The 22,787-nt window shown below is 60.3% G+C and carries 20 protein-coding genes; 4 read left to right on the forward strand and 16 right to left on the reverse strand.

Translation table 11 applies throughout. The annotated features are described in order from the left end of the window. Positions 1-32: 32 nt before the first annotated feature. The 11 genes from BFL40_RS00300 to BFL40_RS00350 all read right to left on the reverse strand — a co-directional run bounded on the left by BFL40_RS00300 (position 33) and on the right by BFL40_RS00350 (position 11,263). The gene (locus BFL40_RS00300; RefSeq protein ID WP_071482532.1) at positions 33-677 is read right to left on the reverse strand and encodes a methionine ABC transporter permease; all 645 of its coding nucleotides are present in this window, start codon (positions 675-677) and stop codon (positions 33-35) included. Then, positions 667-1,782 (reverse strand): methionine ABC transporter ATP-binding protein, encoded by a 1,116-nt coding sequence (locus tag BFL40_RS00305; RefSeq protein ID WP_071482533.1) that lies wholly within the window; start codon positions 1,780-1,782, stop codon positions 667-669. Before BFL40_RS00305 ends, BFL40_RS00300 begins: the two co-directional genes overlap by 11 nt. Positions 1,783-1,784: 2 nt before the next feature. Then, positions 1,785-2,594 (reverse strand): MetQ/NlpA family ABC transporter substrate-binding protein, encoded by an 810-nt coding sequence (locus BFL40_RS00310; protein ID WP_071482534.1) that lies wholly within the window; start codon positions 2,592-2,594, stop codon positions 1,785-1,787. Between the two features lie 149 nt (positions 2,595-2,743). Beyond that, on the reverse strand, positions 2,744-4,096 hold the full coding sequence (locus tag BFL40_RS00315; protein ID WP_071482535.1) for an LLM class flavin-dependent oxidoreductase: 1,353 nt from the start codon (positions 4,094-4,096) through the stop codon (positions 2,744-2,746). Then, a complete protein-coding gene (locus BFL40_RS00320) occupies positions 4,097-5,290 on the reverse strand; it encodes an SfnB family sulfur acquisition oxidoreductase (protein ID WP_071482536.1) in 1,194 nt (397 codons plus the stop codon). It lies immediately after the preceding gene. Positions 5,291-5,314: 24 nt separating this feature from the next. Further along, positions 5,315-6,556: an SfnB family sulfur acquisition oxidoreductase gene (locus tag BFL40_RS00325; RefSeq protein WP_071482537.1), complete on the reverse strand. Its 1,242-nt coding sequence runs from the start codon at positions 6,554-6,556 to the stop codon at positions 5,315-5,317. 187 nt (positions 6,557-6,743) lie between these two features. After that, positions 6,744-7,514 (reverse strand): hypothetical protein, encoded by a 771-nt coding sequence (locus BFL40_RS00330; protein WP_071482538.1) that lies wholly within the window; start codon positions 7,512-7,514, stop codon positions 6,744-6,746. Between the two features lie 313 nt (positions 7,515-7,827). Next, positions 7,828-8,574 (reverse strand): L-cystine ABC transporter ATP-binding protein TcyN, encoded by a 747-nt coding sequence (tcyN, locus tag BFL40_RS00335; protein ID WP_071482539.1) that lies wholly within the window; start codon positions 8,572-8,574, stop codon positions 7,828-7,830. A gap of 3 nt (positions 8,575-8,577) precedes the next feature. Beyond that, on the reverse strand, positions 8,578-9,243 hold the full coding sequence (gene tcyL / locus BFL40_RS00340; protein WP_071482540.1) for a cystine ABC transporter permease: 666 nt from the start codon (positions 9,241-9,243) through the stop codon (positions 8,578-8,580). After that, positions 9,243-10,037: a cystine ABC transporter substrate-binding protein gene (gene tcyJ, locus BFL40_RS00345; protein WP_071482541.1), complete on the reverse strand. Its 795-nt coding sequence runs from the start codon at positions 10,035-10,037 to the stop codon at positions 9,243-9,245. The genes tcyL and tcyJ overlap by 1 nt, the downstream gene beginning before the upstream one ends. Positions 10,038-10,267: 230 nt before the next feature. Next, on the reverse strand, positions 10,268-11,263 hold the full coding sequence (locus BFL40_RS00350; protein WP_071482542.1) for a D-cysteine desulfhydrase: 996 nt from the start codon (positions 11,261-11,263) through the stop codon (positions 10,268-10,270). Positions 11,264-11,429: 166 nt separating this feature from the next. Here BFL40_RS00350 and epsC point away from each other — a divergent pair, with 166 nt between their 5' ends. From epsC to mgrA, 4 genes are all read left to right on the forward strand, one after another. After that, positions 11,430-12,356, forward strand: a complete 927-nt coding sequence (gene epsC, locus BFL40_RS00355; RefSeq protein ID WP_071482543.1) for a serine O-acetyltransferase EpsC — start codon at positions 11,430-11,432, stop codon at positions 12,354-12,356. Positions 12,357-12,757: 401 nt separating this feature from the next. Next, positions 12,758-14,719, forward strand: coding sequence for a choline BCCT transporter BetT (gene betT, locus BFL40_RS00360; protein ID WP_218027751.1), 1,962 nt, complete (start codon positions 12,758-12,760; stop codon positions 14,717-14,719). Positions 14,720-14,907: 188 nt separating this feature from the next. Further along, the gene (locus BFL40_RS00365; protein WP_083374580.1) at positions 14,908-16,236 is read left to right on the forward strand and encodes an OprD family outer membrane porin; all 1,329 of its coding nucleotides are present in this window, start codon (positions 14,908-14,910) and stop codon (positions 16,234-16,236) included. A gap of 108 nt (positions 16,237-16,344) precedes the next feature. After that, positions 16,345-17,382, forward strand: a complete 1,038-nt coding sequence (gene mgrA / locus BFL40_RS00370; protein ID WP_071482546.1) for an L-glyceraldehyde 3-phosphate reductase — start codon at positions 16,345-16,347, stop codon at positions 17,380-17,382. A gap of 120 nt (positions 17,383-17,502) precedes the next feature. On the opposite strand, the gene tauD is transcribed toward mgrA, so the two are convergent. The 5 genes from tauD to gshA form a co-directional block, all read right to left on the reverse strand. Further along, positions 17,503-18,339, reverse strand: coding sequence for a taurine dioxygenase (tauD, locus tag BFL40_RS00375; RefSeq protein WP_071482547.1), 837 nt, complete (start codon positions 18,337-18,339; stop codon positions 17,503-17,505). Positions 18,340-18,350: 11 nt separating this feature from the next. After that, positions 18,351-19,187, reverse strand: coding sequence for a taurine ABC transporter permease TauC (tauC, locus tag BFL40_RS00380; protein WP_071482548.1), 837 nt, complete (start codon positions 19,185-19,187; stop codon positions 18,351-18,353). Further along, entirely contained in the window at positions 19,184-19,963 is a 780-nt protein-coding gene (tauB, locus tag BFL40_RS00385; protein ID WP_071482549.1) for a taurine ABC transporter ATP-binding subunit, read from the reverse strand. The genes tauC and tauB overlap by 4 nt, the downstream gene beginning before the upstream one ends. A gap of 18 nt (positions 19,964-19,981) precedes the next feature. Beyond that, the gene (gene tauA, locus BFL40_RS00390) at positions 19,982-20,959 is read right to left on the reverse strand and encodes a taurine ABC transporter substrate-binding protein (protein WP_071482550.1); all 978 of its coding nucleotides are present in this window, start codon (positions 20,957-20,959) and stop codon (positions 19,982-19,984) included. Positions 20,960-21,135: 176 nt separating this feature from the next. After that, a complete protein-coding gene (gshA, locus tag BFL40_RS00395; RefSeq protein ID WP_071482551.1) occupies positions 21,136-22,719 on the reverse strand; it encodes a glutamate--cysteine ligase in 1,584 nt (527 codons plus the stop codon). Between the last annotated feature and the right edge of the window lie 68 nt (positions 22,720-22,787).

A 22,787-nucleotide genomic window follows, 5' to 3' on the forward strand; every position in this document is an offset into this window, starting at 1 on the left:
ATTACCGGGCGCTGAGATGGCCCGACTATACCTCACCGCTTGTTCAGCACCCGCGCCAACCGATCGCCGCCCAACTGAATCACCGCCACCAGAATCACCAGTAGCACGATCACGGTCAGCATGATCTGCGTATCAAACCGCTGATAGCCGTACCGGTACGCAATATCCCCCAAACCACCCGCGCCAATCGCCCCGGCCATGGCCGACGAGTTGATCATGGTTACCAGGGTGATGGTGAACCCGCCCACAATCCCCGGCAGCGCTTCCGGCAACAACACGTGCCAGATGATGTGCCAGCGGCGGCAGCCCATGGCCTGCGCGGCTTCGATCAAACCGTGGTCGACCTCGCGCAGACTCACTTCTGCGATGCGCGCAAAGAATGGCGTAGCGGCGATGGTCAGCGGCACCACAGCAGCCCACACGCCATAGGTGGTACCGACGATCAGCCGGGTAAATGGGATCAGTGCCACCATCAGAATCAGAAACGGAATCGAGCGGAACAGGTTCACAAACGCGCCCAGCACGCGGTTCAGCGCCGGTGCCTGGTAGATGCCGCCCTTGTCGCTGGTGACCAAAAACACCGCCAACGGAATCCCCACCAGCAACGCGATCAGCGATGACACACCGACCATCAACAAGGTGTCGATGGCGCCCTGCAATAAACGATCAAACCACATAGCCCAGCACCTCCACGTTTTGCGCCCAGCGCGCGGCGCGCTTGCACAGGTCTTCGGCGTCGTGAGGAGAGCCATTCACCGCCAGCAGCAGTTGCCCCAGCGCATGCCCCTGAATCCGTTCCACACCACCCTGCAGCAAGCGCACGCGACCGCCCAGGGCTCTGAACAGCGCGGCCAGGTCCGGTTCATCGGTGTCGCTGCCGGTGAACTTCAAGCGCAGCACCACTGACGCCTCAGATGATGAGGGCAGGGCCTGCAAGCGGCTTTGCAATTCTTCCGGCAAGCCATGTTGCAGCGGCGCCAGCAGTGTTTTGCTGACGTCGTGCTGCGGGTTGCCAAACACTTGCCACACCGGGCCTTGCTCGACGATGCGCCCGTGTTCGAGCACCACGACGCGGTCGCAGATGTCGCGAATCACGGCCATCTCATGGGTGATCAACACGATGGTCAGGCCCAGACGCTTGTTGATCTCACGCAGCAGGCCGAGGATCGATTGCGTGGTCTCCGGGTCGAGGGCCGAGGTGGCCTCGTCGCACAGCAGAATCTCGGGGTCGTGCACCAGCGAGCGGGCGATGCCCACGCGCTGTTTTTGCCCGCCGGAAAGCTGCGCCGGGTAGGCCTTGTGCTTGTCCTGCAACCCTACCAATTCCAGCAGCTCGCGTACTTTTTGTTCACGCTGCGGCTTGGGCACGCCGGCGACTTTGAGCGGCAACTCGACGTTCTGCCACACAGTCTTGGCCGACATCAAATTGAAGTGCTGGAAGATCATGCCGATGCGCCGACGCAGTGCCACCAGACGGTCTTCGTCGAAGTCGCCGATGTCCACCTGATCGATCAGCACACGCCCGCTGCTGGGTTGCTCAAGGCGGTTGATGGTGCGGATCAGCGAAGACTTACCGGCGCCGCTGCGGCCGATGATGCCGAACACTTCGCCGCGCTGGATCGCCAGGTCAATGCCTTGCAATGCATGCACGGTGCCGTCGTAGGTCTTGCCCAGGTTGATAAAGCGCACGTGGGCGCGGTTCAAATCAGGGTGCAGTTCTGTCTGCTCGGCGTCCCTGGGCGCTAAGCCCAGGTCGCGCAGTTGAGAGTTGGCGGCGCTCATGCTTAGCCTTCCCAGCCGACTTGGTAGAGTTTGCCGAGGGATTTATCCAGGGCGGCGCGTACCACCGGCGAATGCTGGTAGATGTCGACGAACTTGATCACGCGCGGGTCGGTTTTGCTTTTCGGCTGGATCACAAACTGGATCACGTATTCCGGGTGGTCGAGGCCGTCGAACAGCAACGCCGACTCTGCATCGAAGGTCTTGGACAGGCGGATATACGCCGGGTAGCCCTGCACCAGGTCGGCGTCGTCATAGGCGCGTACCAGTTGCACGGCCTCGACTTGCAGAATCTTGATCTTCTTCGGGTTGCTGACGATGTCTTCTTCGGTGGCCTTGTAGCCCACGCCAGGCTTGAGGGTGATCAAACCGGCCTTGGCCAGCAGTTGCAGACCGCGGCCGCTGTTGATCGGGTCGTTGGCAATCGCCACGCTGGCGCCTTGAGGCAGGTCGTTGAGGCTTTTGAACTTCTTCGAGTACAGGCCAACGTTGTTGATGATGCCCGGCGCGTACGGCACCAGGTTGAAACCTGCGGCAGCTTTAGCGTTTTCCAGGAATGGGATGTGCTGGAAGTAGTTCACGTCGATGTCGCCGGCGGCCAGGCTGACGTTCGGTGCGATCCAGTCGGTGAACTCCACCAGTTCAACTTTCAGGCCTTGCTTGCCCGCTTCTGCAACGGCGGCTTCGAGGGGAATCGCGAAGGCGGCGGTGGTGCCGATTTTCAGTGGCGCGTCGGCGGCGAACACCGCCGAGCTGAATAAACCAAAAGCCAGGGCCAGTGCTTTGACTGGGTGGGTGAGTAGTGTCTTTTTCATAATGGGTTTCCAGTCATAAGGTGTAGGTTTCAACCACTGAGATCGTTCCCATGCTCCGCGTGGGAATGCCTCTCTGGACGCTCTGCGTCCGCTCTTGGGACGCGGATCGTCCCGGGCTGCATTCCCACGCAGAGCGTGGGAACGATCAGTTAGTGTCGGTAGGTGGAGCCGGTGTGTTGTTCGGGTAGGCGGGCGCTGTTGTGGAAGACTTTTTCGCGCAACGTGCCGGTGTCATAGGCGGTCTTATACGACCCACGCTTTTGCAACTCCGGCACCACCAGATCGATGAAGTCCACATAGCTTTCCGGCGTGACAATCCGCGTCAGGTTGAAACCATCCAGCCCTGTTTCGCTGATCCACGACTCCAGTTCATCAGCCACCTGCTCAGGCGAGCCGACCAGGGTGATGTAGCGACCACCGAGGGCGTGCTGCTCGAGCAATTTGCGCCGGGTCCAGTCGTTGTTTTGCAGGTTCTTGGTGGCCGACTGGATCGCGTTGCTCTTCACGTACTGGATCGGTTCGTCCAGTTCGTACTGGGCAAAGTCGATCGCCGTGGACGCCGAGAAATGCGCTACACCTGCTTCCGGGCTGGCGTAGTTCAGGTACTCGGCGTGCTTGGCCCAGGCGAGCTCTTCGGTGGCGCCCACGATCACGTTGAGGCCCATGAACACCTTGATGTCATCCGGGTTGCGCCCGGCTTCCACGGCGCTGGCGCGCACCTTGTCCACCTGGACTTTAGTGGCGGCCTTGTTCTGTCCGCTGATAAACACGCACTCGGCATGCCGCCCGGCGAACAGCAAACCACGGTCTGAACTGCCGGCCTGGAACAGCACCGGCGTACGCTGCGGCGACGGTTCACACAGGTGATAACCCTCCACTTGGTAGAACTCGCCGTGGTGCTCAACCTTGTGCACCTTGCCCGGCTGCGCATAGACCCGTGCTTGTGGGTCGTTGACCACCGCGTCGTCTTCCCAACTGCCTTCCCAGAGTTTGTACAGCACCTCCAGGTATTCATCGGCCTGGTCATAACGGCGGTCATGCTCGACCTGCTCGGTGAGGCCCATGGCCTTGGCGGCGCTGTCGAGGTAGCCGGTGACGATGTTCCAGCCCACCCGGCCCCGGCTCAGGTGGTCGAGTGTGGACATGCGCCGGGCGAACAGATAGGGCGGCTCGTAGGTGAGGTTGGCGGTGAGGCCAAAGCCGAGGTTCTTGGTGACGGCAGCCATTGCCGACACCAGCAGCAACGGGTCATTGACCGGCAACTGGATCGACTCCTTGAGCGGTACGTCGATGGAGTTTTGATAGACGTCGTACACACCGACGATGTCGGCGATGAACAAGCCGTCGAATAGTCCACGCTCCAGTGTTTTCGCCAAATCAGTCCAGTACTCAATGCTCTTGTACTGGGTGGATGTATCCCGTGGATGCGTCCACAGGCCGTGGTTGATATGCCCGATGCAGTTCATGTTGAAGGCATTGAGCAGGATCTTTTTCTTGGCCATTCAGATGGTCCCCCGCAGTGGCGGGTTTTCATCGTTGAGGTAGTAATTGCCCACCGCGTGGTACTTCCAGCGCACCGGGTCGTGCAGGGTGTGCACGCGGGCGTTGCGCCAGTGTCGATCAAGGCCGTGTTCGGCCAGGGTCGCTTGGCTGCCGGCCAGTTCGAACAGGGTGCTGCCGGCGGCCAGGGAAATTTCGGTGCTCAAGGCGCGAACTTCGGCGACGGCAATCGAGGCGGCGGCGACGGTCTCGGCGTTGCTGTCGGCTTGGGCGCGGTCGAGGAATTCACCGGAGCGTTCCAGCAGCGCTTCGGCAGCGTGCAGGCGGATGCTCAGGTGGCCGAAGCTTTTGAGGGTCAGCGGGTCTTCGGTGGCTTTGTCGTTGCCGGAATCGATCCACGGGCGGGTCTTGGTGCGCACAAAGTGCAACGCATCTTCAAAGGCGGCGCGGGCGATACCGGTGTCGATGGCGGCGTGAAGAATTTGTGCCAGCGGGCCGACGGTGGTCGGACGCTCGAAGGCGCTTTGGAATGGGATCACGTCCTGGGCGGCGACCCACACGTTGTCGAACACCACCGAACCGCTGCCGGTGGTGCGCTGGCCGAAGCCGCTCCAGTCGTCGATCACGGTCAAGCCTTCGCTGTCGCGCGGCACGAACGCCAGTTGCTGCACGCCGTGTTCATCCACCACCGAGGTGGGGATGCGTTGCGCATAGATCGCGCCGGTGGAGTAAAACTTGCGGCCGCTGATACGGAAACCGTCGCCGTCGCGGGTGATGGAGGTCACGCGTTCGTGGGCAGTCTTGGTGCCCAGTTCCGCCAGGGCATTGCCGAAGCGTTGGCCGGCGAGGACTTCGGCATACAAGCGTTTTTGCTGCGCGGGGCTGCCATTCACGCGCAGCACTTCGAGGGCGTAGAAATGGTTTTGCGGGATCTGACCCAGCGAGGCATCCGCTTGGGCGATCAGCGCGATGACCTTGGCCAGTGTGACGTTGGACACACCCGCGCCGCCGTGTTCCTTTGGCACGCTGATACCCCACAGGCCGGAGCGCGAAAATACGTCCAGTTCAGGCAGGGGCAGACGGCGCTCGCGGTCGCGTTGGGCGCTGTCGCGGCGCAAGTCTTCGGCCAGGTCGCTGGCGACAATAAGGGCTTGTTCGTCGCTGGTGATAACCGCGACGAGAGTAGAGACAGTCATTTTGTTCTCCAGAGGTCTGGTCGGTTAAATCCAGGAGTGACGAGCAGGTAACGTGCCGTTCAAACGATAGGCACCGATGGCGTGGTATTTCCAACGAACCGGGTCGTGCAGGGTGTGCACCCGGGCGTTGCGCCAGTGACGGTCGAGGTTGAATTCGGCGAGGGTGGCGCGGCTGCCGGCCAGTTCGAAGAGTTTTTCGCTGACCAGCAGCGACACTTCGGTGGTCAGCACTTTCGCCTCGGCCACGGCAATCGACGCACGGGCGGCGGATTGCGCGGTGATCGGCGCCGCACTGATCTCGTCCAGCAGCTTACCGGCCTTGCGCAGCAGCGCCTCGGCGGCGTGCAGTTCGATTTTCAACTTGCCGATATCGGCGATCACATACAGGTCATCACTGGCCCGCTCGACCTTGGCGTCGATCCATGGGCGCGAGCGCTCACGTACGAACGCGATGGTGTCATCAAGAGCGCCACGAGCGATGCCGGCGTCGATGGCCGCCTGGATCAGTTGCGAGACGGCGCCCTGGATATTAGGGGTTTCGCCGATACGCCAATTTTCGACGACCAATTCGGCGTCGACCGGCACCTGGTTCAGCAGCACAGTGCCGCTGGCGGTGGTGCGTTGGCCGAAGCCCGACCAGTCGTCAACGATGCGCAGCCCTTCGGTGCCACGGCGCACAAACGCCATGACCTGCTTGCCGTCATCGTTCAGCGCTTTTACCGCGACCCAATGCGCAAACAGCGCGCCGGTGGAATAGAACTTCTGGCCGCTGATCACATACCCGTCGCCTTCGGCGGTGATGCGTGCCTTGAGCTCCAGGGTGTTCTTGGTACCGCGTTCCGGGCCGCCATTACCGATGCGCCAACCGTCGAGCACGCTTTGGAACAGCTGCTTTTTCTGGCGCTCGGTGGCTGCGCCTTGCAACAGGTGCAGGATGCCGAAATGGTTCTGCGGGATCTGCCCGAGGGCCGGGTCTGCCGCACTGATGATCGCGAACACGTCGGCCAGGGTGACGAACGATACCTGTGGGCCGCCGTATTCGCGGGGAATTGAAATACTGCCCAGCCCGCTGCGGGTGAACTGTTCAATCTGCGCCCACGGCAACTTGCGTTGCTGATCGCGCTTCGCGGCTTGCAGGCGCGCGGCCTGAGCCAATTCATGGGCTGCGCTCAACGCTTCGGTGTCGTTGCGCAGCACCGCAGCCGGCAACAGCAGTGGGGCTACATCCAGATCACTCTGGGGGGGGGTTAGAGCCAAGTTAGACATCAGCGCCGCTCCTTGGCTGCACGTAATGCCCTGGCGTTATGCACCGGGGTAATTCTGACCATACCGACCTCGCATTCAATGAAATAAAAACAGAAAAATCAGAGATGTCCGGTGGTCCGGTGCATATACCCTAAGCGTGTTAATTCTTTAAATAAACTAACTTATTGGAATATGCATAGAAGGGCTGTCACCCCGGTTCGCAAGGAGAACCGGGGGCACGCGGTTGATAAGTCGACGCGGGCCCGGCCGGGCGGGCTGGCGCCTGGGGCGAGCAGGCGGCGATGTTCAAGGTGCGGGCCGGGGCCCAGCGTGAATTATTGCCGACGCGATCAAGAATGCAGTACGTCACGTCCAGGCGGCAGTCGTCGCCGGCCTCGATAATCACCGCCGAGGACACCCACACCTGCACCGCCAGGCCGACGCCTTTGGCCTGGATTTTCGGCAGGTCCACACGCACGTCACCCCAACGCAGGGTAATGGCGTCGCCGGTGGCCATGTTCAGGTAAGGCTCGATGGTCAGCGGGATGCCGCGCCTTACCTGGCTGCCGTTGACGCCGTAGCGTCGGATGGTTTCGGGCAGGCTGATGGGCGAGAGGTTCTGGTTTTCATCGTTGTACAGGTTCGAAGGTTGGCCGCCTGGGAAGTTGGTCTTCACCCGCACAGTGGTAACCGCCGAGCGTGCAGGGCCGTGGCCGATCTGCATGACCTGATAGTGAACGCGTGCCAGACCGTCTTGCACAAAACTCTCGGGGATTCGCAGATGGGTGGGCGTACCGACCTTGCATGAGGTCACCCGCCGTGCAGCGGCAAAGCAGTTGTTCCAGAACAGCTCGATCACGTCGCCCTCATCCATGCCGGTGTAGGGGGCGATGTCGACCTGCAGTTGTGTGGCGGCCAGGGCATTGATGCCGTTTCGAACGGCCTGGGGCAAAGTCGGGGCGGTGAGTATGCGCGTCATAAGTAATCTCCTTGATGCAGCCAGCAGCAATCGTTCCGGCGCCCGAAGCGCAGTTGTGCGCGAGGTGCCGAAAGGAACGATTCAGTGAATAGCCGGGATAGGATCCAATCCTCTGGGCGCTAGATAAGAGGGTTGGGCAGGAGGCGTCAATGGCGGCAAAAGGCTAAACGGTGGGTTGGAGCAGATTCAGAAGAGTCTGACTGGAGGAGGGATTTTAAGGGGGGGGTGGCGGGTTGTTTTACGGGGGGTAATAAGTACTCCCTGTAGGAGCGCGCTTGTGTGGGAGCAGGCAAGCCAGCTCCCACAAAGAGAGTCAGTGGGCCAAAAACTTGCTCAAGAACTGTCGCGTGCGTTCTTCCTTGGGGTTGGCAAACAACGCCTTGGCTTCGCCCTGTTCCACGATGACGCCCTTGTCGAAGAAGATCACCCGGTTCGCCACATCACGGGCAAAGCTCATCTCGTGGGTGACGATGACCATGGTGCGGTTTTCTTCGGCCAGGCTGCGGATAGTCGCCAGCACTTCGCCGACCAATTCCGGGTCGAGGGCCGAGGTGGGCTCGTCAAAGAGGATCACCTCCGGCTCCATGGCCAGCGCACGGGCAATCGCTACGCGCTGTTGCTGACCACCGGACAAGCGCCGAGGGTACGACGCTTCCTTACCCGCCAGGCCGACCCTGGCCAACAGCTTGCGACCCAGCTCGGTCGCCGCTTCGCGCGACATCTTCTTGACCACGATCGGGCCTTCGATGACGTTTTCCAGCGCGGTGCGGTGGGGGAACAGGTTGAAGTTCTGGAACACAAAGCCGACGTGCTGGCGCAAGCGCCGCACCAGGCCTTGTTGCTGGTTGAGCGGCTTGCTGCTGTCGATCTCGATGTCACCCACCTTGATGCGGCCGCTGGTGGGTTCTTCGAGTAAATTCAGGCAGCGCAGGAAGGTGGTCTTGCCGGAACCGCTGGGGCCAATGATGGCGACGACTTCGCCTTCCTTGACCTCGAGGTCGATGCCGTTGAGTACCACCTGCCCCTTGAATTGTTTGGTCAGTTTTTCAACCACAATCATGCTTCAAGACTCCAGGTCATGCCGGTTGACCCGGTCTTCCAGGCGATTTTGAAAATGCGCCAGGATGCTCGCCAGGATCCAGTAGATCAGGGCGGCGGAGAGATACATGGTGAAGATTTCGAAGGTCCGCGCAGACACCAATTGGGCCTGACGGAACAGCTCCGGCACCTGGATGGTAGCGGCCAGCGCCGTGTCCTTGACCAGCGAAATAAAGCTGTTGCCCAACGGCGGCAACGCCGTGCGCATGGCCTGTGGCAGGATGGCCCGGCGCAGGGTCTGCGCACGGGTCATACCGATACTGGCTGCAGCTTCCCACTGGCCGCGCTCGATGGAGGCGATGGCGGCGCGCAGGATTTCACAGGCGTAGGCGGCCATGTTCAGCGAAAAGCCGATCAAGGCCGCCGGAATCGGATCCAGCTCGATGCCCACTTGCGGTAAGCCGTAGTAGATCAGGAACAGCTGCACCAGCAAGGGCGTGCCGCGAAAGAACGACACATAGACCCGGGCGATCCAGCTTGCCAGCTTGAAACGTGACAAGCGCATCAAGGCCAGGCCGAAGCCCAGCAGCAAGCCGAAAAACATCCCGCCGAGGCTAAGAATCACCGTGTAGTACGCGCCCTTGAGCAGAAAGGGCGCGGAGTCCAGCGCGAGTTGGAAACCTGCTTCCATTATTGAGTGACGTCAGCGTTGAAGTACTTCTCGGACAGCTTCTTCAAGGTGCCGTCGGCACGCAGTTCGTCGATGGCCTTGTTCACAGCAGCGAGCAACTCAGGCTCGCCTTTGCGCAGGGCAATGCCGGCTTCCTGGCGGGAGAAAGCATCACCAGAGGCGGCGGTGTCGGTGGCTTTTTTGGCATATTCCAGAGCCGCCAGACGGTCGATCAGAATGGCGTCGGTACGGCCGATGCGCAGGTCCTGGAACTTGGTTGGGTCATCGTTATAGGTCTTGATGATGGCTTTAGGCTGGTTGTCCTTGAGCCATTGCTCGTAGTTCGTACCCAGGCCTACGCCGATTTTCTTGCCGGCCAGGTCGTCGGCGGTCTTGATGGTGCCGACGTTCTTTTTCAGGGTCAGCGCTTGAATACCGGAAACGGTGTAAGGCTTGGAGAAGTCGTACTTCTTCTTGCGTTCTTCCGAGATGGTCACCTGGTTGATCACCGCGTCCAGGCGCTTGGATTCCAGGGCGGCGAGGATGCCGTCCCACGGAGTAGCGCTGAGCTTGACCTTGACGCCCAGCTTCTTGGCCAGAGCTTCGGAGAACTCGACCTCGAAACCGGTGAGTTTGCCGTCTTCACCGACAAAGCTGAACGGCGGGTAGGTGCCTTCCAGGCCAACCTTGATCTCGCCAGCCTTCTTGATGTTGTCCAACTGCTCGCCGGCAACTGCCTGGCCCAACCAACCCGCGCCGAGCGCCAGACCCAAAGTGCCAACTAATAATGTGCGACGGAATACAGAAATAGTCATGAAGAGCCCCTGTGTTTTTTATGTTGAGCGAAGCAGGTGACGCAGTAGTCGTATCCTGCCTTAAAGCGCGATGCGCGTCTTCGCTTACGGCGCGACTATAAAGCCGCTTTTTAAGACTTGAAAATAATATAAAAACAATTTGTTATTTCCATCTGGAATAACTGGTTGTTAGCAATGAACATCAAATGTGGGAGCAGGCAAGCCAGCTCCCACATTTAACCCGCGTTCATTCAGTTGAATGCGGCGCCGTAAGCAAACAGCGCTGGCGCGCCCCCGGTGTGCAGGAAAATGATCGGACCGTCCTCAAACCGCTGACGCCCGATACCATCCAGCAAGCCGGCCATGGCCTTGCCAGTGTAGACCGGGTCCAGCAGCAGGCCTTCCTGGCTGGCAAGCAGCTTGACTGCCGCCAGGGTGCCGGCATTGGGCTCGCCGTAGCGTGGGCCGAAGTATTCGTCCCACAGGATCACCTTGAACGCCTCGGGGATATCCACACCCAGCAACTCGGCAGTGCGCTCGGCCAGGCCTTGTACTTTCGGGCGCTGGGCTTCGTCGGTGCGCGACACGGTGACGCCGATCACCGGCAAGTTCGGCAGCACTTCACTCAAGGCCAGTGCCAGGCCACTGTGGGTGCCTGCACTGCCGGACGCCAGCACCACGGCGGCGAATTTAATCCCGCTGTCTTCGATCTGCCCGGCCAGTTCCAGGCCTGCGCGTACATACCCCAAGGCGCCCAGCGCATTCGAGCCACCGATAGGCACCAGGTACGGTCTCTTGCCGTTGCTGCGCAGACGGTCGGCGAGAGCGTTGAGTTGGTCGTCGACGTTGTCGAGGTTTTCCACCAATTCCACCTTGGCGTCGAACAGCTCCAGCAGCAGACGGTTGCCGTTGCTCAGGTAGTTCGGGTCTTCGGTGCCGGTGGGGTTTTCCAGCAGGGCAACGCAACCCAAACCGAGTTTGGCGGCGAGGGCGGCAGTCTGGCGTACGTGGTTGGACTGAATCGCGCCGGCGGTCACCAGCGTGTCGGCCCCCTGAGCGATGGCATCGGCGGCCAGGTATTCAAGTTTGCGCAGCTTGTTGCCGCCCATGGCCAGCGGCGTGGTGTCGTCGCGCTTGACGTAGATATCCCTGCCCAGCCAGGCCGACAGCCGCTCGAGTTTTTCCAGGGCGGTGGCGCCGCCGAGCAGTTCCAGACGGTTAAAGCGGTCGAGCTGTTGTTTGATCATGGCTACGCACGGTGGCTAAGTGATGGGGCGACTATAGGCAGGCACTTTTCATCGGGCAACCGCCAATCGCTTATTCCGGATAGTTCTTAATATCACACCATTGGTTCTTAAGGGCGGCCAGGGTGCATACCGTAAAGTGATGGCCATTTCGTCAGGAGTGAATACCGTGAGTGAGCGTTCCAGTCATTGGCAATTACAGACCATCGTCAGCCAACTGCGCGACGCCCGGGACCAGTGGCGAACGCGCAATGGCCGGTTGAGTGGTGAGCATGGCGGCCGCGAGTTGCCGTCGCGTGAAGCGGTGGCGCAGATTCTCGAAGCGTTGTGCGGGGCACTGTTTCCGATGCGCCTGGGGCCGGTGGACCTGCGTGAAGAAAGTGAAGATTTTTACGTCGGCCATACCCTGGATGTTGCATTGAATGCCTTGCTCGCCCAGGCCCGTCTGGAGTTGCGTTACGCCGCACGCCAGGGCGCCAAGGATGACAGCGAAGTCGATGCGCTTGCCATTCGGCTGATCCAGGATTTCGCCCTGGCCTTGCCTTCGCTACGCAGCCTGCTGGATACCGATGTGTTGGCCGCCTATCACGGCGACCCGGCTGCGCGCAGTGTGGATGAAGTGCTGCTCTGCTATCCGGGAATCCTGGCGGTGATTCACCATCGTCTGGCCCACCATTTGTATCGTGCCGGCTTGCCGTTGCTGGCACGGATCAGCGCGGAAATTGCTCACTCGGCCACGGGTATTGATATCCACCCGGGCGCCCAAATTGGCCCGAGTTTCTTTATCGACCACGGGACGGGTGTGGTGATTGGCGAGACCGCGATCATCGGCGAGCGTGTGCGTATCTACCAAGCGGTGACCCTGGGCGCCAAACGTTTCCCGGCAGATGAAGATGGGCAATTGCAGAAGGGCCATCCACGGCACCCGATTGTTGAGGATGACGTGGTGATCTATGCCGGGGCGACGATCCTGGGGCGCATCACCATCGGCAAGGGTTCGACGATTGGCGGGAATGTATGGCTGACCCGCAGCGTGCCGGCAGGGGCGAACATCACCCAGGCGAATTTGCAGCATGAGGATGGGGCGCAGAAATAGTATTTGATCGTTCCCACGCTCTGCGTGGGAATGCCTCTCGTGACGCTCCGCGTCACGACTTCAAAGCAGACGCAGAGCGTCCAAGGCTGCATTCCCACGCAGAGCGTGGGAATGATCAGGCGTATTACGTTCAGTAATCACTGAACGTTTTGCCATCCCCACCCGTCATACCTTTCCTTGAGCTAGTGTAGGAATTGTCTACCACTCAGCCCTGCGATTAGTCCCGGACCGCTTATCCATGTTTAACTTGAATGCTCGTTCAAGTTAAATCCGGTGGTTCGCTGCCCGCTCACAACAGGAGGCTTACCTTTGCTGAGTCCGTTATTGACAGCCACATCCCACTTCCTCGGGGTGCATCGTTCATGAGTGCATCGTCCACCCCATCCAGCGGCCAAGTGCGCATGAATGCGCCGGTTTTCTACTTTGCCGCCACCGTCATTCTGCTGTTCGGCCTCACGGTCATCGCTATCCCGCAACAGGCCGGTGCCTGGCTGCTGGCGGCGCAAAACTGGGCGGCCAATACGGTCGGCTGGTACTACATGTTGGCGATGACCCTGTATCTGGTCTTCGTGGTGGTCACCGCGCTATCGGGCTACGGCAAGATAAAACTCGGTGCCGACCACGACGAGCCCGAATTCAGTTACCTGTCCTGGGCCGGCATGCTGTTCGCCGCCGGGATCAGCATCACGCTGTTTTTCTTCTGTGTCTCCGAGCCGCTGACGCACCTGGTGCAACCGCCCCAGGGCGCGCCGATGAACGCCGACGCTGCACGCCAAGCCATGCAGATTCTGTTTCTGCACTGGGGCCTGCACGGCTGGGGTGTGTTTGCCTTTGTCGGCATGGCCCTGGCGTATTTTGCCTATCGGCATAACCTGCCGCTGGCGTTGCGTTCGGCGCTGTACCCGCTGATCGGCAAGCGCATCAACGGCCCCATCGGTTACGCGGTGGACGGTTTCGGCATCATCGCCACGGTGTTCGGCCTGGGTGCCGACATGGGATTTGGTGTGTTGCACCTTAATTCCGGATTGGATTACCTGTTTGGTATTGCCCACACCCAGTGGATCCAGGTCGGCCTGATCACGCTGATGATGGGTGCCGCGATCCTCGTCGCAGTCGCCGGTGTCGACAAAGGCGTGCGGGTGATGTCCGACATCAACATGCTGCTGGCCTGTGCGCTGCTGCTGTTTGTGTTGTTCGCAGGCCCCACCCAGCATCTGCTCAACACACTGATTCAGAACCTGGGTGACTACCTGGGCGCCTTGCCGACCAAGAGCTTCGACGTGTACGCCTACGACAAACCCAGCGACTGGCTGGGCGGTTGGACGGTGTTCTACTGGGCCTGGTGGATTGCATGGTCGCCGTTCGTGGGCCTGTTTATCGCGCGTATTTCCCGTGGCCGTACCATCCGTGAATTCGTGTTTGGCGTGCTGCTGATTCCGTTGGGGTTCACGTTGGCGTGGATGTCGATCTTCGGCAACAGCGCCATCGACCAAGTGCTTAACCACGGGATGACGGCGCTCGGTCAGTCGGCCATCGATGACCCGTCGATGAGCCTCTACCTGCTGCTGGAAACCTACCCGTGGAGCAAGACGGTAATCGCGGTCACGGTGTTTATCAGCTTCGTGTTCTTCGTCACCTCGGCTGACTCCGGCACTGTAGTGCTGTCGACCCTGTCGTCCAAAGGCGGCAACGCCGATGAAGACGGCCCGAAATGGCTGCGCGTGTTCTGGGGGGCGATGACTGCATTGGTCACCAGTGCGTTGCTGTTTGCCGGCAGTATCGATTCGCTGAAATCCGCCGTGGTACTGACCTCGCTGCCGTTCTCGCTGATCCTGTTGCTGATGATGTGGGGGCTGCACAAGGCCTTCTATCTCGAGTCGCAAAAGCAGATCGCCCAACTGCATTCGTTGGCACCGGTGTCGGCTGCGCGTAAGGGCCGAGGCGGCTGGCGCCAACGTTTGAGTCAGGCCGTGCACTTCCCATCGCGAGATGAGGTGTACCGTTTCCTTGAATCGACAGTGCGCCCGGCGATCGAAGAAGTGACGGCGGTGTTTGTCGAGAAAGGCCTGAATGTCGTGACCCAACCGGACCCGGCCAACGACAGCGTCAGCCTGGAAATCGGCCATGGCGAGGAGCGCCCGTTTGTCTACCAGGTACAGATGCGCGGCTATTTTACGCCGTCGTTTGCGCGGGGCGGCATGGGCAAAAAAGAGATCAACAACCGCCGCTATTATCGGGCGGAAGTGCACTTGAGTGAGGGCAGCCAGGACTACGATCTGGTGGGCTACACCAAGGAGCAGATCATCAACGACATCCTTGACCAGTACGAGCGACACCTGCAGTTCCTGCACCTGGTGCGCTAGTCACCAGTCCCACAAAAGAGCCTGAAAGCCCCGTCCTACGGGGCTTTCTTAAACTTAATTTCATCCGTCAAAGCCCCTCTTTGACGCGGAACTGTCATCTGGCCACTGCGTAATTGTGTGAAGCGTTTGACGCTTTCATTTCAGAACAGTGACGGAGACCGGTAACAATGAAGACGTTAATAAGCCCTATGGTGGGTGCCGCCATGGCGAGCTTTATGCTGTCCGCCCACGCCGATTTTATCGATGACAGCCATGCCGATGTGACCCTGCTCAATCGCTATCTCAACCAGCAGGGGCGTGATGTGGTGAACAGCACCGCCAAGGCCCACAGCATTCGTGATTGGGGCCAGGGTTTCGAGTTCAACTTCAAGTCCGGCTACACCGAAGGGCCAGTCGGTTTTGGCCTGGACTTGCAGGCGTTCTACGGTTTGAAACTGGATTCCGGTGGCGACCTCAACGACAAGGATCATCAGGGCCGTTACCCCGGCAGTATGTTCCCGCTGGACAACGGCAAGTCGGCTGACCAGTTCGGTGTATTGAGCCCGACGTTCAAGATGCGCTTTGCCAAGGATGAACTACGCGTCGGCACGCTCTACGGCAACAACCCGGTGTTGGCCAACACCGACGGTCGTCTGTACCAGCAGACCAACACCGGCGTGCAACTGGTGTCCAAGGATGTCTCTGACTTCACCTTCACCGGCGGCGATATCTTCAAGACCAAGATTCGTAACGAATCCAGTGACCAAGGCATGATCACCGCCGGTGGCACTAAAGATAGCGATCGCTTTCTCTTCGGCGGGGCCGACTACACCGGCATCCAGAACACCACGGTCAGCCTGTGGTATTCGAACCTTGAGGATTACTACCAACAGTTCTTCCTCGGTGCCAAACGCCATGACGCCTTGTCGGTAGGCGCGATCGACACCGATGTGCGGGTATTCCGCAGCTTGGGTGTGGGCGGTAACGCCGATGGCGACAAAGACTATTCCGCCAGCGGTCTCTACGGCGACGGCACGAGCAAGGGCCGCATCAACCAAACCACCGCCAGCTTGCTTGAAAGCTACAGCCTGGACGGCCATACCGTCGGCTTGGGCATCCAGAAAAACAGCGGCGACAGTGACTTTCCGTACCTCGACTCCGGCCTGAACAGCGGCGACAACCGCCAGGGTCCGGGTTCAGGTGCCGACACCCCGGCGCTGACCAACATGCAATTGAACAAATTCCAGCACGCGGGTGAACGTACTTGGCTGGCGCAGTACAAGTATGACTTCGGCAAGCTTGGCCTCACCGGCCTGACGTTCTCCGCCGCTTATGCACACGGTGATGACATTCGCACGGTGCAGGGCACCACCAGCGAATGGGAACGTAACATTGCGGTGGCTTACCAAGTACCGACCGGCACCCTCAAAGGCCTGGGCGTGACCTGGAAAAATGCTCACGCCAGCCCGGATATTACGGGTGCCACTGTGCAAGATGAAAACCGCTTCTATGTCAGCTATGTCGTTCCACTCTGGTAGGAAATTGCTGTAAAACGGAAGGGCAGACTTAAGCGATTCAGCTGGTTAAAAGGCCTGGGAATAAGGTTATTCCCAGGCCTTATTTGCCCTAAGCCCAGAGAGGATTCGATGACGTACATTGCTGCCGAAAACCGCTATGAATCTATCCCGTATCGCCGCGTAGGCCGCAGTGGATTGGTGCTACCGGCACTGTCCCTGGGGTTGTGGCACAACTTTGGCGACAGCACCCCGATCGACACCCAGCGCGCCCTGTTGCGCACCGCGTTCGACCTAGGGATCAACCACTTCGACCTGGCCAACAACTACGGCCCACCTTACGGCAGCGCCGAGATCAACTTCGGTCGTTTGCTGCGCGAAGATTTCAAGCACTACCGCGACGAATTGATCATCTCCAGCAAGGCCGGTTGGGACATGTGGCCCGGCCCTTACGGCCAGGGCGGCGGTTCACGCAAGTACGTACTGGCGAGTCTGGACCAGAGCCTGCAACGCCTGGGCGTGGACTACGTGGATATTTTCTACTCCCACCGTTTTGACGCCGACACCCCCCTGGAAGAAACCGCCAGCGCCCTCGCCACCGCCGTGCAACAAGGCAAGGCGTTGTACATCGGTATCTCGTCTTATTCGGGCGTAAAAACCCGCGAAATAGCAGCGCTGCTCAAAGAGTGGAAAGTGCCGTTGCTGATCCATCAGCCGGCCTACAACCTGCTCAACCGCTGGGTGGAAAAAGACCTGCTGGATACCACCGAAGAACTCGGTGCCGGTGTGATTGCGTTCACGCCGCTGGCCCAGGGCTTGTTGACCGACAAGTACCTCAATGGTGTACCGGCTGATGCGCGGGTGAACCGCCCAGGTGGCGGCTCGCTGCAGGCCAAGCACTTGTCCGAAGCGAACATTGCCCATGTGCGTGCTTTGAATGAAATCGCCAAGCGTCGTGGTCAGAGTCTGGCGCAATTGGCGTTGGCTTGGACCCTGCGCGATCCGCGAGTGACCAGTGCGCTGATCGGTGCGAGCCGGCCAGAGCAAATCATTGAAAACGTCGGGGCGTTGAAGAATCTGAGTTTCAGCGCAGAAGAACTGGCGGAAATCGATCGGTTTGCGCAGGAAGGCGGGATTAACTTGTGGGAAAAGCCATCGACCGCTGAGTAATGATCGTTCCCACGCTCCGCGTGGGAATGCCTCTTGTGACGCTCCGCGTCACGGTTTCAAGAGCGGACGCGGAGCGCCCATGGCTGCATTCCCACGCAGAGCGTGGGAATGATCTGCTCGCTAGAACGGCACATCTCCAAGAATCGTCGCCCGATGCATCACCCGCCGCTGCGGCCGATAATCATCCACCGCGTAATGCTGCGTCACGCGGTTGTCCCAGAACGCCACATCGTTTTCCTGCCAGCGCCAGCGAATGGTGAATTCCGGCCGTGTCGCATGAGCAAACAACAGCTTCAAAATCGCCTCGCTCTCCGCCGGTTCCAGCTCATTAATCTTGGTGGTAAACCCGTCACTGACAAACAGCGACTTGCGGCCACTCACCGGATGCGTACGCACCACCGGGTGTGACAGCGGCGGATTTTTCTTGCGGGTTTCTTCCCAGCGCGCCAGGTCTTCGGCAGTGTTGCCAAAGCGCTCCAGCGGGAAGGATTTGGTGAAGTCGTGAGTGGCGGTGAGGCCATCGAGCAGGCGTTTGAGCGGCTCGGACAACGCCTCATACGCAGCAATGCCACTGGCCCACAGCGTATCGCCACCAAACGCCGGCAACAGCTTGGCGCTGAGCACCGCGCCGAGAGCCGGCGTCGGCAGGAAGGTCACGTCGGTGTGCCACACGGCGTTATCATGCACGTCGGTCACGGCGGTGTCGAGGATCAGCACTTCGGGCTGTTCCGGCACGTTGGGGTAGATTGGGTGGATATGCAGGTCGCCGAAGTTCGCCGCGAACCGTGCTTGCTGCTGCGGGTTGATGGCCTGGTCTCTGAAGAACAGCACCGAGTGCGCGAGCAACGCCTGTTCAATGGCATCGCGGTCTTTGAGGTTCAACGGCTGGGTGATATCGACGCCACTGATCAGGGCGCCCAGGGCGGTGCTTAGCGGGGTAACGGTCAGGCTGCTCATGCTGTTCTCACTCAATGTGCCTGGCCATGCCACGGCACCAGTTTACGCTGCAGGGCACGCAGGCCCATTTCCATGGCGAAGGCGATCAGGGCGATCACCAGGATCCCCAGCACCACCACATCGGTGACCAGGAATTGCGCCGCCGACTGCACCATGAAGCCCAGGCCGCTGGTGGCCGCGATCAACTCGGCGGCGACTAATGTCGACCAGCCCACGCCCAAACCGATACGCACGCCGGTGAGGATGTCAGGCAGGGCGCTCGGCAGAATCACATGGCGAATCAGTTGGGCGCGAGTGGCCCCCAGCGACTGCGCGGCACGCAATTTGGCGGGGTCGACGGTGCGCACGCCGGTTGCGGTGGCGATGGCGATTGGCGCAAAGATCGCCAGGTAAATCAGCAACACCTTGGACAGCTCGCCGATGCCGCACCAGATCACGATCAGCGGCAGATAGGCCAAGGGTGGAATCGGCCGGTAGAACTCGATCAGCGGGTCGAGAATGCCGCGCGCAATACGGTTGGAACCGATGGCGATGCCCACCGGCACGGCGGTCAGAACCGCAAAACCCAGGCCCAGGCCGATACGGCTGAGGCTCGCGCCCAAGTGCTGCCACAAAGTGGAGTCCATGTAGCCCGTGGTCGCCAGCAGCCAGCCTTTTTGCAGTACGGCGGATGGCGGTGGCAGGAATAGGGGTTCGATCAAACCGGTGGCGGTCACCGCCCACCAGATTGCCAGCAAGGTGACCAGGGTCAGCACGCTGATCCAACGTGTGCTCAAGCTGCGACGCACCGGGATAACCGCGTGCGCCACCGGCTTTGAGGCGGTGGCGGGAAGTTCGTAGCTGCTCATGCGGACACCTGCCGTTGGGAGAACACTTTGCCCAGCACATGTTCACGGGTTTCGATAAAGCGCGGGTCGGACTTGATCGCCCGTGCCGATTCACCGGCGGCGTAGCGCTGGCCGAAGTCCAGGCTCAGGCGCTCGACGATTTGGCCAGGGTTGGGTGCGAGCAGGATCAGGTCGGTGGCGAGGAATACCGCTTCTTCGATGTCATGGGTAATCAGGAACACCGGCTTGGCCGTGCGCCGCCACACTTGCAGCAGCAACTCCTGCATCTGTTCGCGGGTGAAGGCATCGAGGGCGCCGAAGGGCTCGTCCATCAGCAAAACCCGAGGGTCTGCTGCCAGGGCGCGGGCCAGGCCCACGCGTTGTTTCTGGCCGCCGGAGAGCTGCCAGATACGCCGGCTGTCGAAACCGGCCAGGTCTACCAGCGCCAGCATTTCCCGGGCGCGTATTTCGCGTTGCGCTTTGGGTATGCCGGCCAACTCCAAGCCGAAGCCAACGTTGGCCAGCACGTCCTGCCAAGGCAGCAGGGCGTCGTCCTGGAACACCACGCCACGCTCCGCGCTGGGGCCTTTGACCGGCACGCCATCGAGGGTGATGCGCCCGGCAGACGGTTCGACAAAACCGGCAATCAGGTTCAACAGCGAAGTTTTGCCACTGCCGGACGGGCCGAGGGCCACCAGCAATTGCTGGGGCCCAAGGTCCAGTGAAATGTCAGACAGTACCGGTTCTGTGGCGCCTGGGTACTGTGCGCTGATGCGCTCCAGTTGTAGCAAGGCCATCGCAATGAACTCCTTGAATCAGTTAGTGATGAACTTGGCGCTGATGTAAGGGGCGTAGTCCGGCAGCACGGCGTCAACCTTGCCTTGTTCCTTGAGGAACGCAGCAGTGTCAGTCACCGCCTTGGTGGTCGGTGCGCCCAGCAGGGTCACTTGGTCAGCTGCCAGCGGGTAGACGTTGCCTTGCAGCAGCAGCGGGATGTCACTGGCCTTGGCGCCGGAGAGCTTCACCAGTTTGTCGACGTTAGTTTTGTCGGCGATCCAGGCTTGTGGGTCTTTGCGGTACGCGGCGTAGGCATCCAGCGTGACCTTGGCGAAAGCAGTGACGATTTCCGGGTGTTTCTCGGCGAAGTCTTTGCGCACGATCCACGCATCGAAGGTCGGTGCGCCGAATTTGGCCAGTTCGCCGGAGGTGATCAGCACCTTGCCGTTTTCCTTGGCCACACCCAAAGCGGGGTCCCATACGTAGGTTGCGTCGATATCACCGCGTTTCCAGGCGGCGATGATTGCCGGTGGCGCGAGGTTGAGGATGGTGACTTTCGAGGGGGCGATGTTCCAGTGTTTCAGCGCGGCCAACAGGCTGTAGTGGCCGGTGGAAACGAACGGCACGGCGATTTTCTTGCCGACCAGGTCCTGCGGGCTGTTGATCCCCGAACCGTTACGGGCCACCAGGGCCTCGGCGCCGCCGATCTGGGTGGCGACGAGGAAGGTTTCTACCGGCACTTTGCGGGTAACGGCCGCAGTCAGCGGGCTGGAACCGAGGTAGCCGATCTGTACGTCACCGGAGGCGATGGCGGCGATGATGTCGGCGCCGTTGTCGAATTTGCGCCAATCAATCTTGGCCTTGGTGGCTTTTTCATACGCGCCGTCGGCCTGGGCGACTTTGGCCGGGTCCACGGTGGTTTGGTAAGCAATGGTTACATCCGCCGCCTGGGCAAACAGGCTGGCACCGGCCAGGGACAATGCGGCCAAGAGGCGCAGAGGGGTTAAAAGTTTCAAGGGGAAGCTCCTCAATCAGGCGGCCGAGGGTCGGCGTTTGAGGAGACTAAATGATCTAAGAATCAGAAAATAAATAACGTTTTCGAATTAGCTTATGAGGAGATGCGCTTTCGACGCGCCGACTAATCTGATCGTTCCCACGCAGAGCGTGGGAACGATCAGTCAGGGGTTGGGTGTCAGTTACTGATGGAGAGGATGCTGGCTTGGTAGGAGCCAACAAACACGTCAAAGTCACCCACTTCGTTCTGTTCCAGCTCAGCCTGTTGCGCCAGCGAATTACGCGCCAGTTCTTCAAAGCGCGCTTGCTCTTCGGCCGGCAAAGGCTCTTTACGGAAATGCTCGGCATGCACCTGGCTTTGATGCAGGGAGAACTGCGCAAAACTCTCTTTACGCTCACTCATCGCCGCCAACACTTGGGCCGAAGGCGTCAGGGACGGGTCCTTGACCTTCGCCAACTGAGCGTCCAACGCCTGGCTGTGTTCCTGAATACCATGGCTCTCATCGAGCAGGGCAGCCAACGGTGCAATCTTCTCCAGCAACTCGGCCGCCCATTCCTTCAGGTCCACAGGCTGCCCCTGACGCTGCAATTGCAGGCCCGGACGGCGGCCTTCCTTGACTACGCTGAGGAAGTTGGATGTGGCGTTACCGCACTCGTTGTCGGCCAGTTGCGGGCTATCGTTCAACGCGCAATACAGCAGGAACGCGTCGAGGAAGCGCGATTCCGGCAGGTCGATACCCATCGGCAGGAACGGGTTGATGTCCAGGCAGCGCACTTCGATGTACTGGATGCCACGGGCCATCAGCGCCTGGATCGGTCGCTCGCCGGTGTAGGTCACGCGCTTGGGGCGAATGTTGGAGTAGTACTCGTTTTCGATCTGCAGGATGTTGGTGTTGAGCTGCACCCACTCACCGTCCTTGTGGGTGCCGACTTCGACGTACGGCGCGTAGGGCGTTGCTACCGCTTCGCGCAGGCTGTCGGTGTAACTGTTTAAATCGTTGTAGCAAGGCGTGAGGCCGGCCTGGGCATTACTTTGGTAGCCCAGGTCACTCATGCGCAGGCTGGTGGCGTACGGCAGGTACAGGGTGTCGGCGTCCAGCACTTCCAGTTGGTGTGAGCGGCCGCGCAGGAAACCCGCGTCCAGGGCCGGTGAGGCGCCAAACAGGTACATCAGCAGCCAGCTGTAGCGACGGAAGTTGCGGATCAGCGCGATATAGGCGCAAGACTGGTAGTCGCGGTCGGTGCCGACAAACCCTTCAGTCTCCTTGAGCAGCGGCCACAACTGTTCCGGCAGTGAGAAGTTGTAGTGGATGCCTGCGATGCACTGCATGGTCTTGCCGTAACGCAGGGCCAGGCCCTTGCGGTACACGTACTTGAGCTGTCCGATATTGGAAGTGCCGTAGTAGGCGATCGGAATGTCTTCCTCGGCCGGCAACGGGCACGGCATCGAGGGGCTCCACAGGTATTCGCTGCCAAGCTTGCTGTAGGCAAAGCGATGGATCTTGTCCAGGCTGCTCAGGGTATCGGCCGGGTTGGGCAGGGCTGGGGTAATGAACTCCAGCAGCGATTCCGAGTAGTCGGTGGTGATCTGTTCGTGGGTCAACGCGGCGCCCAGGGCTTCAGGGTGCGGCGTTTGCGCCAGGCGACCCTCACCGGTGACGCGCAGGCATTCGCGCTCGATGCCGTGCAAGCACTGCTCTAGCAGGGAGAGGTGTTCGCGCTTGCCGAGCAGGGCCAGGCGGCGGTTGAGAAGTTCGCTCAAGTTGGATTCCTTCACGCGTCAGTCGCCCCAATATGGGGGTGGGCAGGACGGTCTACAAGGGTGAAGTT

The sequence above is a fragment of the Pseudomonas costantinii genome, from assembly GCF_001870435.1.
GTDB lineage: Bacteria > Pseudomonadota > Gammaproteobacteria > Pseudomonadales > Pseudomonadaceae > Aquipseudomonas > Aquipseudomonas costantinii.

What these genes read in the sequence shown, in the direction of transcription:
- BFL40_RS00300 (WP_071482532.1), bottom strand. Translation starts at nt 677, where the DNA reads ATGTGGTTTGATCGTTTATTGCAGGGCGCCATCGACACCTTGTTGATG.
- BFL40_RS00305 (WP_071482533.1), bottom strand. Translation starts at nt 1,782, where the DNA reads ATGAGCGCCGCCAACTCTCAACTGCGCGACCTGGGCTTAGCGCCCAGG.
- BFL40_RS00310 (WP_071482534.1), bottom strand. Translation starts at nt 2,594, where the DNA reads ATGAAAAAGACACTACTCACCCACCCAGTCAAAGCACTGGCCCTGGCT.
- BFL40_RS00315 (WP_071482535.1), bottom strand. Translation starts at nt 4,096, where the DNA reads ATGGCCAAGAAAAAGATCCTGCTCAATGCCTTCAACATGAACTGCATC.
- BFL40_RS00320 (WP_071482536.1), bottom strand. Translation starts at nt 5,290, where the DNA reads ATGACTGTCTCTACTCTCGTCGCGGTTATCACCAGCGACGAACAAGCC.
- BFL40_RS00325 (WP_071482537.1), bottom strand. Translation starts at nt 6,556, where the DNA reads ATGTCTAACTTGGCTCTAACCCCCCCCCAGAGTGATCTGGATGTAGCC.
- BFL40_RS00330 (WP_071482538.1), bottom strand. Translation starts at nt 7,514, where the DNA reads ATGACGCGCATACTCACCGCCCCGACTTTGCCCCAGGCCGTTCGAAAC.
- tcyN (WP_071482539.1), bottom strand. Translation starts at nt 8,574, where the DNA reads ATGATTGTGGTTGAAAAACTGACCAAACAATTCAAGGGGCAGGTGGTA.
- tcyL (WP_071482540.1), bottom strand. Translation starts at nt 9,243, where the DNA reads ATGGAAGCAGGTTTCCAACTCGCGCTGGACTCCGCGCCCTTTCTGCTC.
- tcyJ (WP_071482541.1), bottom strand. Translation starts at nt 10,037, where the DNA reads ATGACTATTTCTGTATTCCGTCGCACATTATTAGTTGGCACTTTGGGT.
- BFL40_RS00350 (WP_071482542.1), bottom strand. Translation starts at nt 11,263, where the DNA reads ATGATCAAACAACAGCTCGACCGCTTTAACCGTCTGGAACTGCTCGGC.
- betT (WP_218027751.1), top strand. Translation starts at nt 12,758, where the DNA reads ATGAATGCGCCGGTTTTCTACTTTGCCGCCACCGTCATTCTGCTGTTC.
- BFL40_RS00365 (WP_083374580.1), top strand. Translation starts at nt 14,908, where the DNA reads ATGGTGGGTGCCGCCATGGCGAGCTTTATGCTGTCCGCCCACGCCGAT.
- mgrA (WP_071482546.1), top strand. Translation starts at nt 16,345, where the DNA reads ATGACGTACATTGCTGCCGAAAACCGCTATGAATCTATCCCGTATCGC.
- tauD (WP_071482547.1), bottom strand. Translation starts at nt 18,339, where the DNA reads ATGAGCAGCCTGACCGTTACCCCGCTAAGCACCGCCCTGGGCGCCCTG.
- tauC (WP_071482548.1), bottom strand. Translation starts at nt 19,187, where the DNA reads ATGAGCAGCTACGAACTTCCCGCCACCGCCTCAAAGCCGGTGGCGCAC.
- tauB (WP_071482549.1), bottom strand. Translation starts at nt 19,963, where the DNA reads ATGGCCTTGCTACAACTGGAGCGCATCAGCGCACAGTACCCAGGCGCC.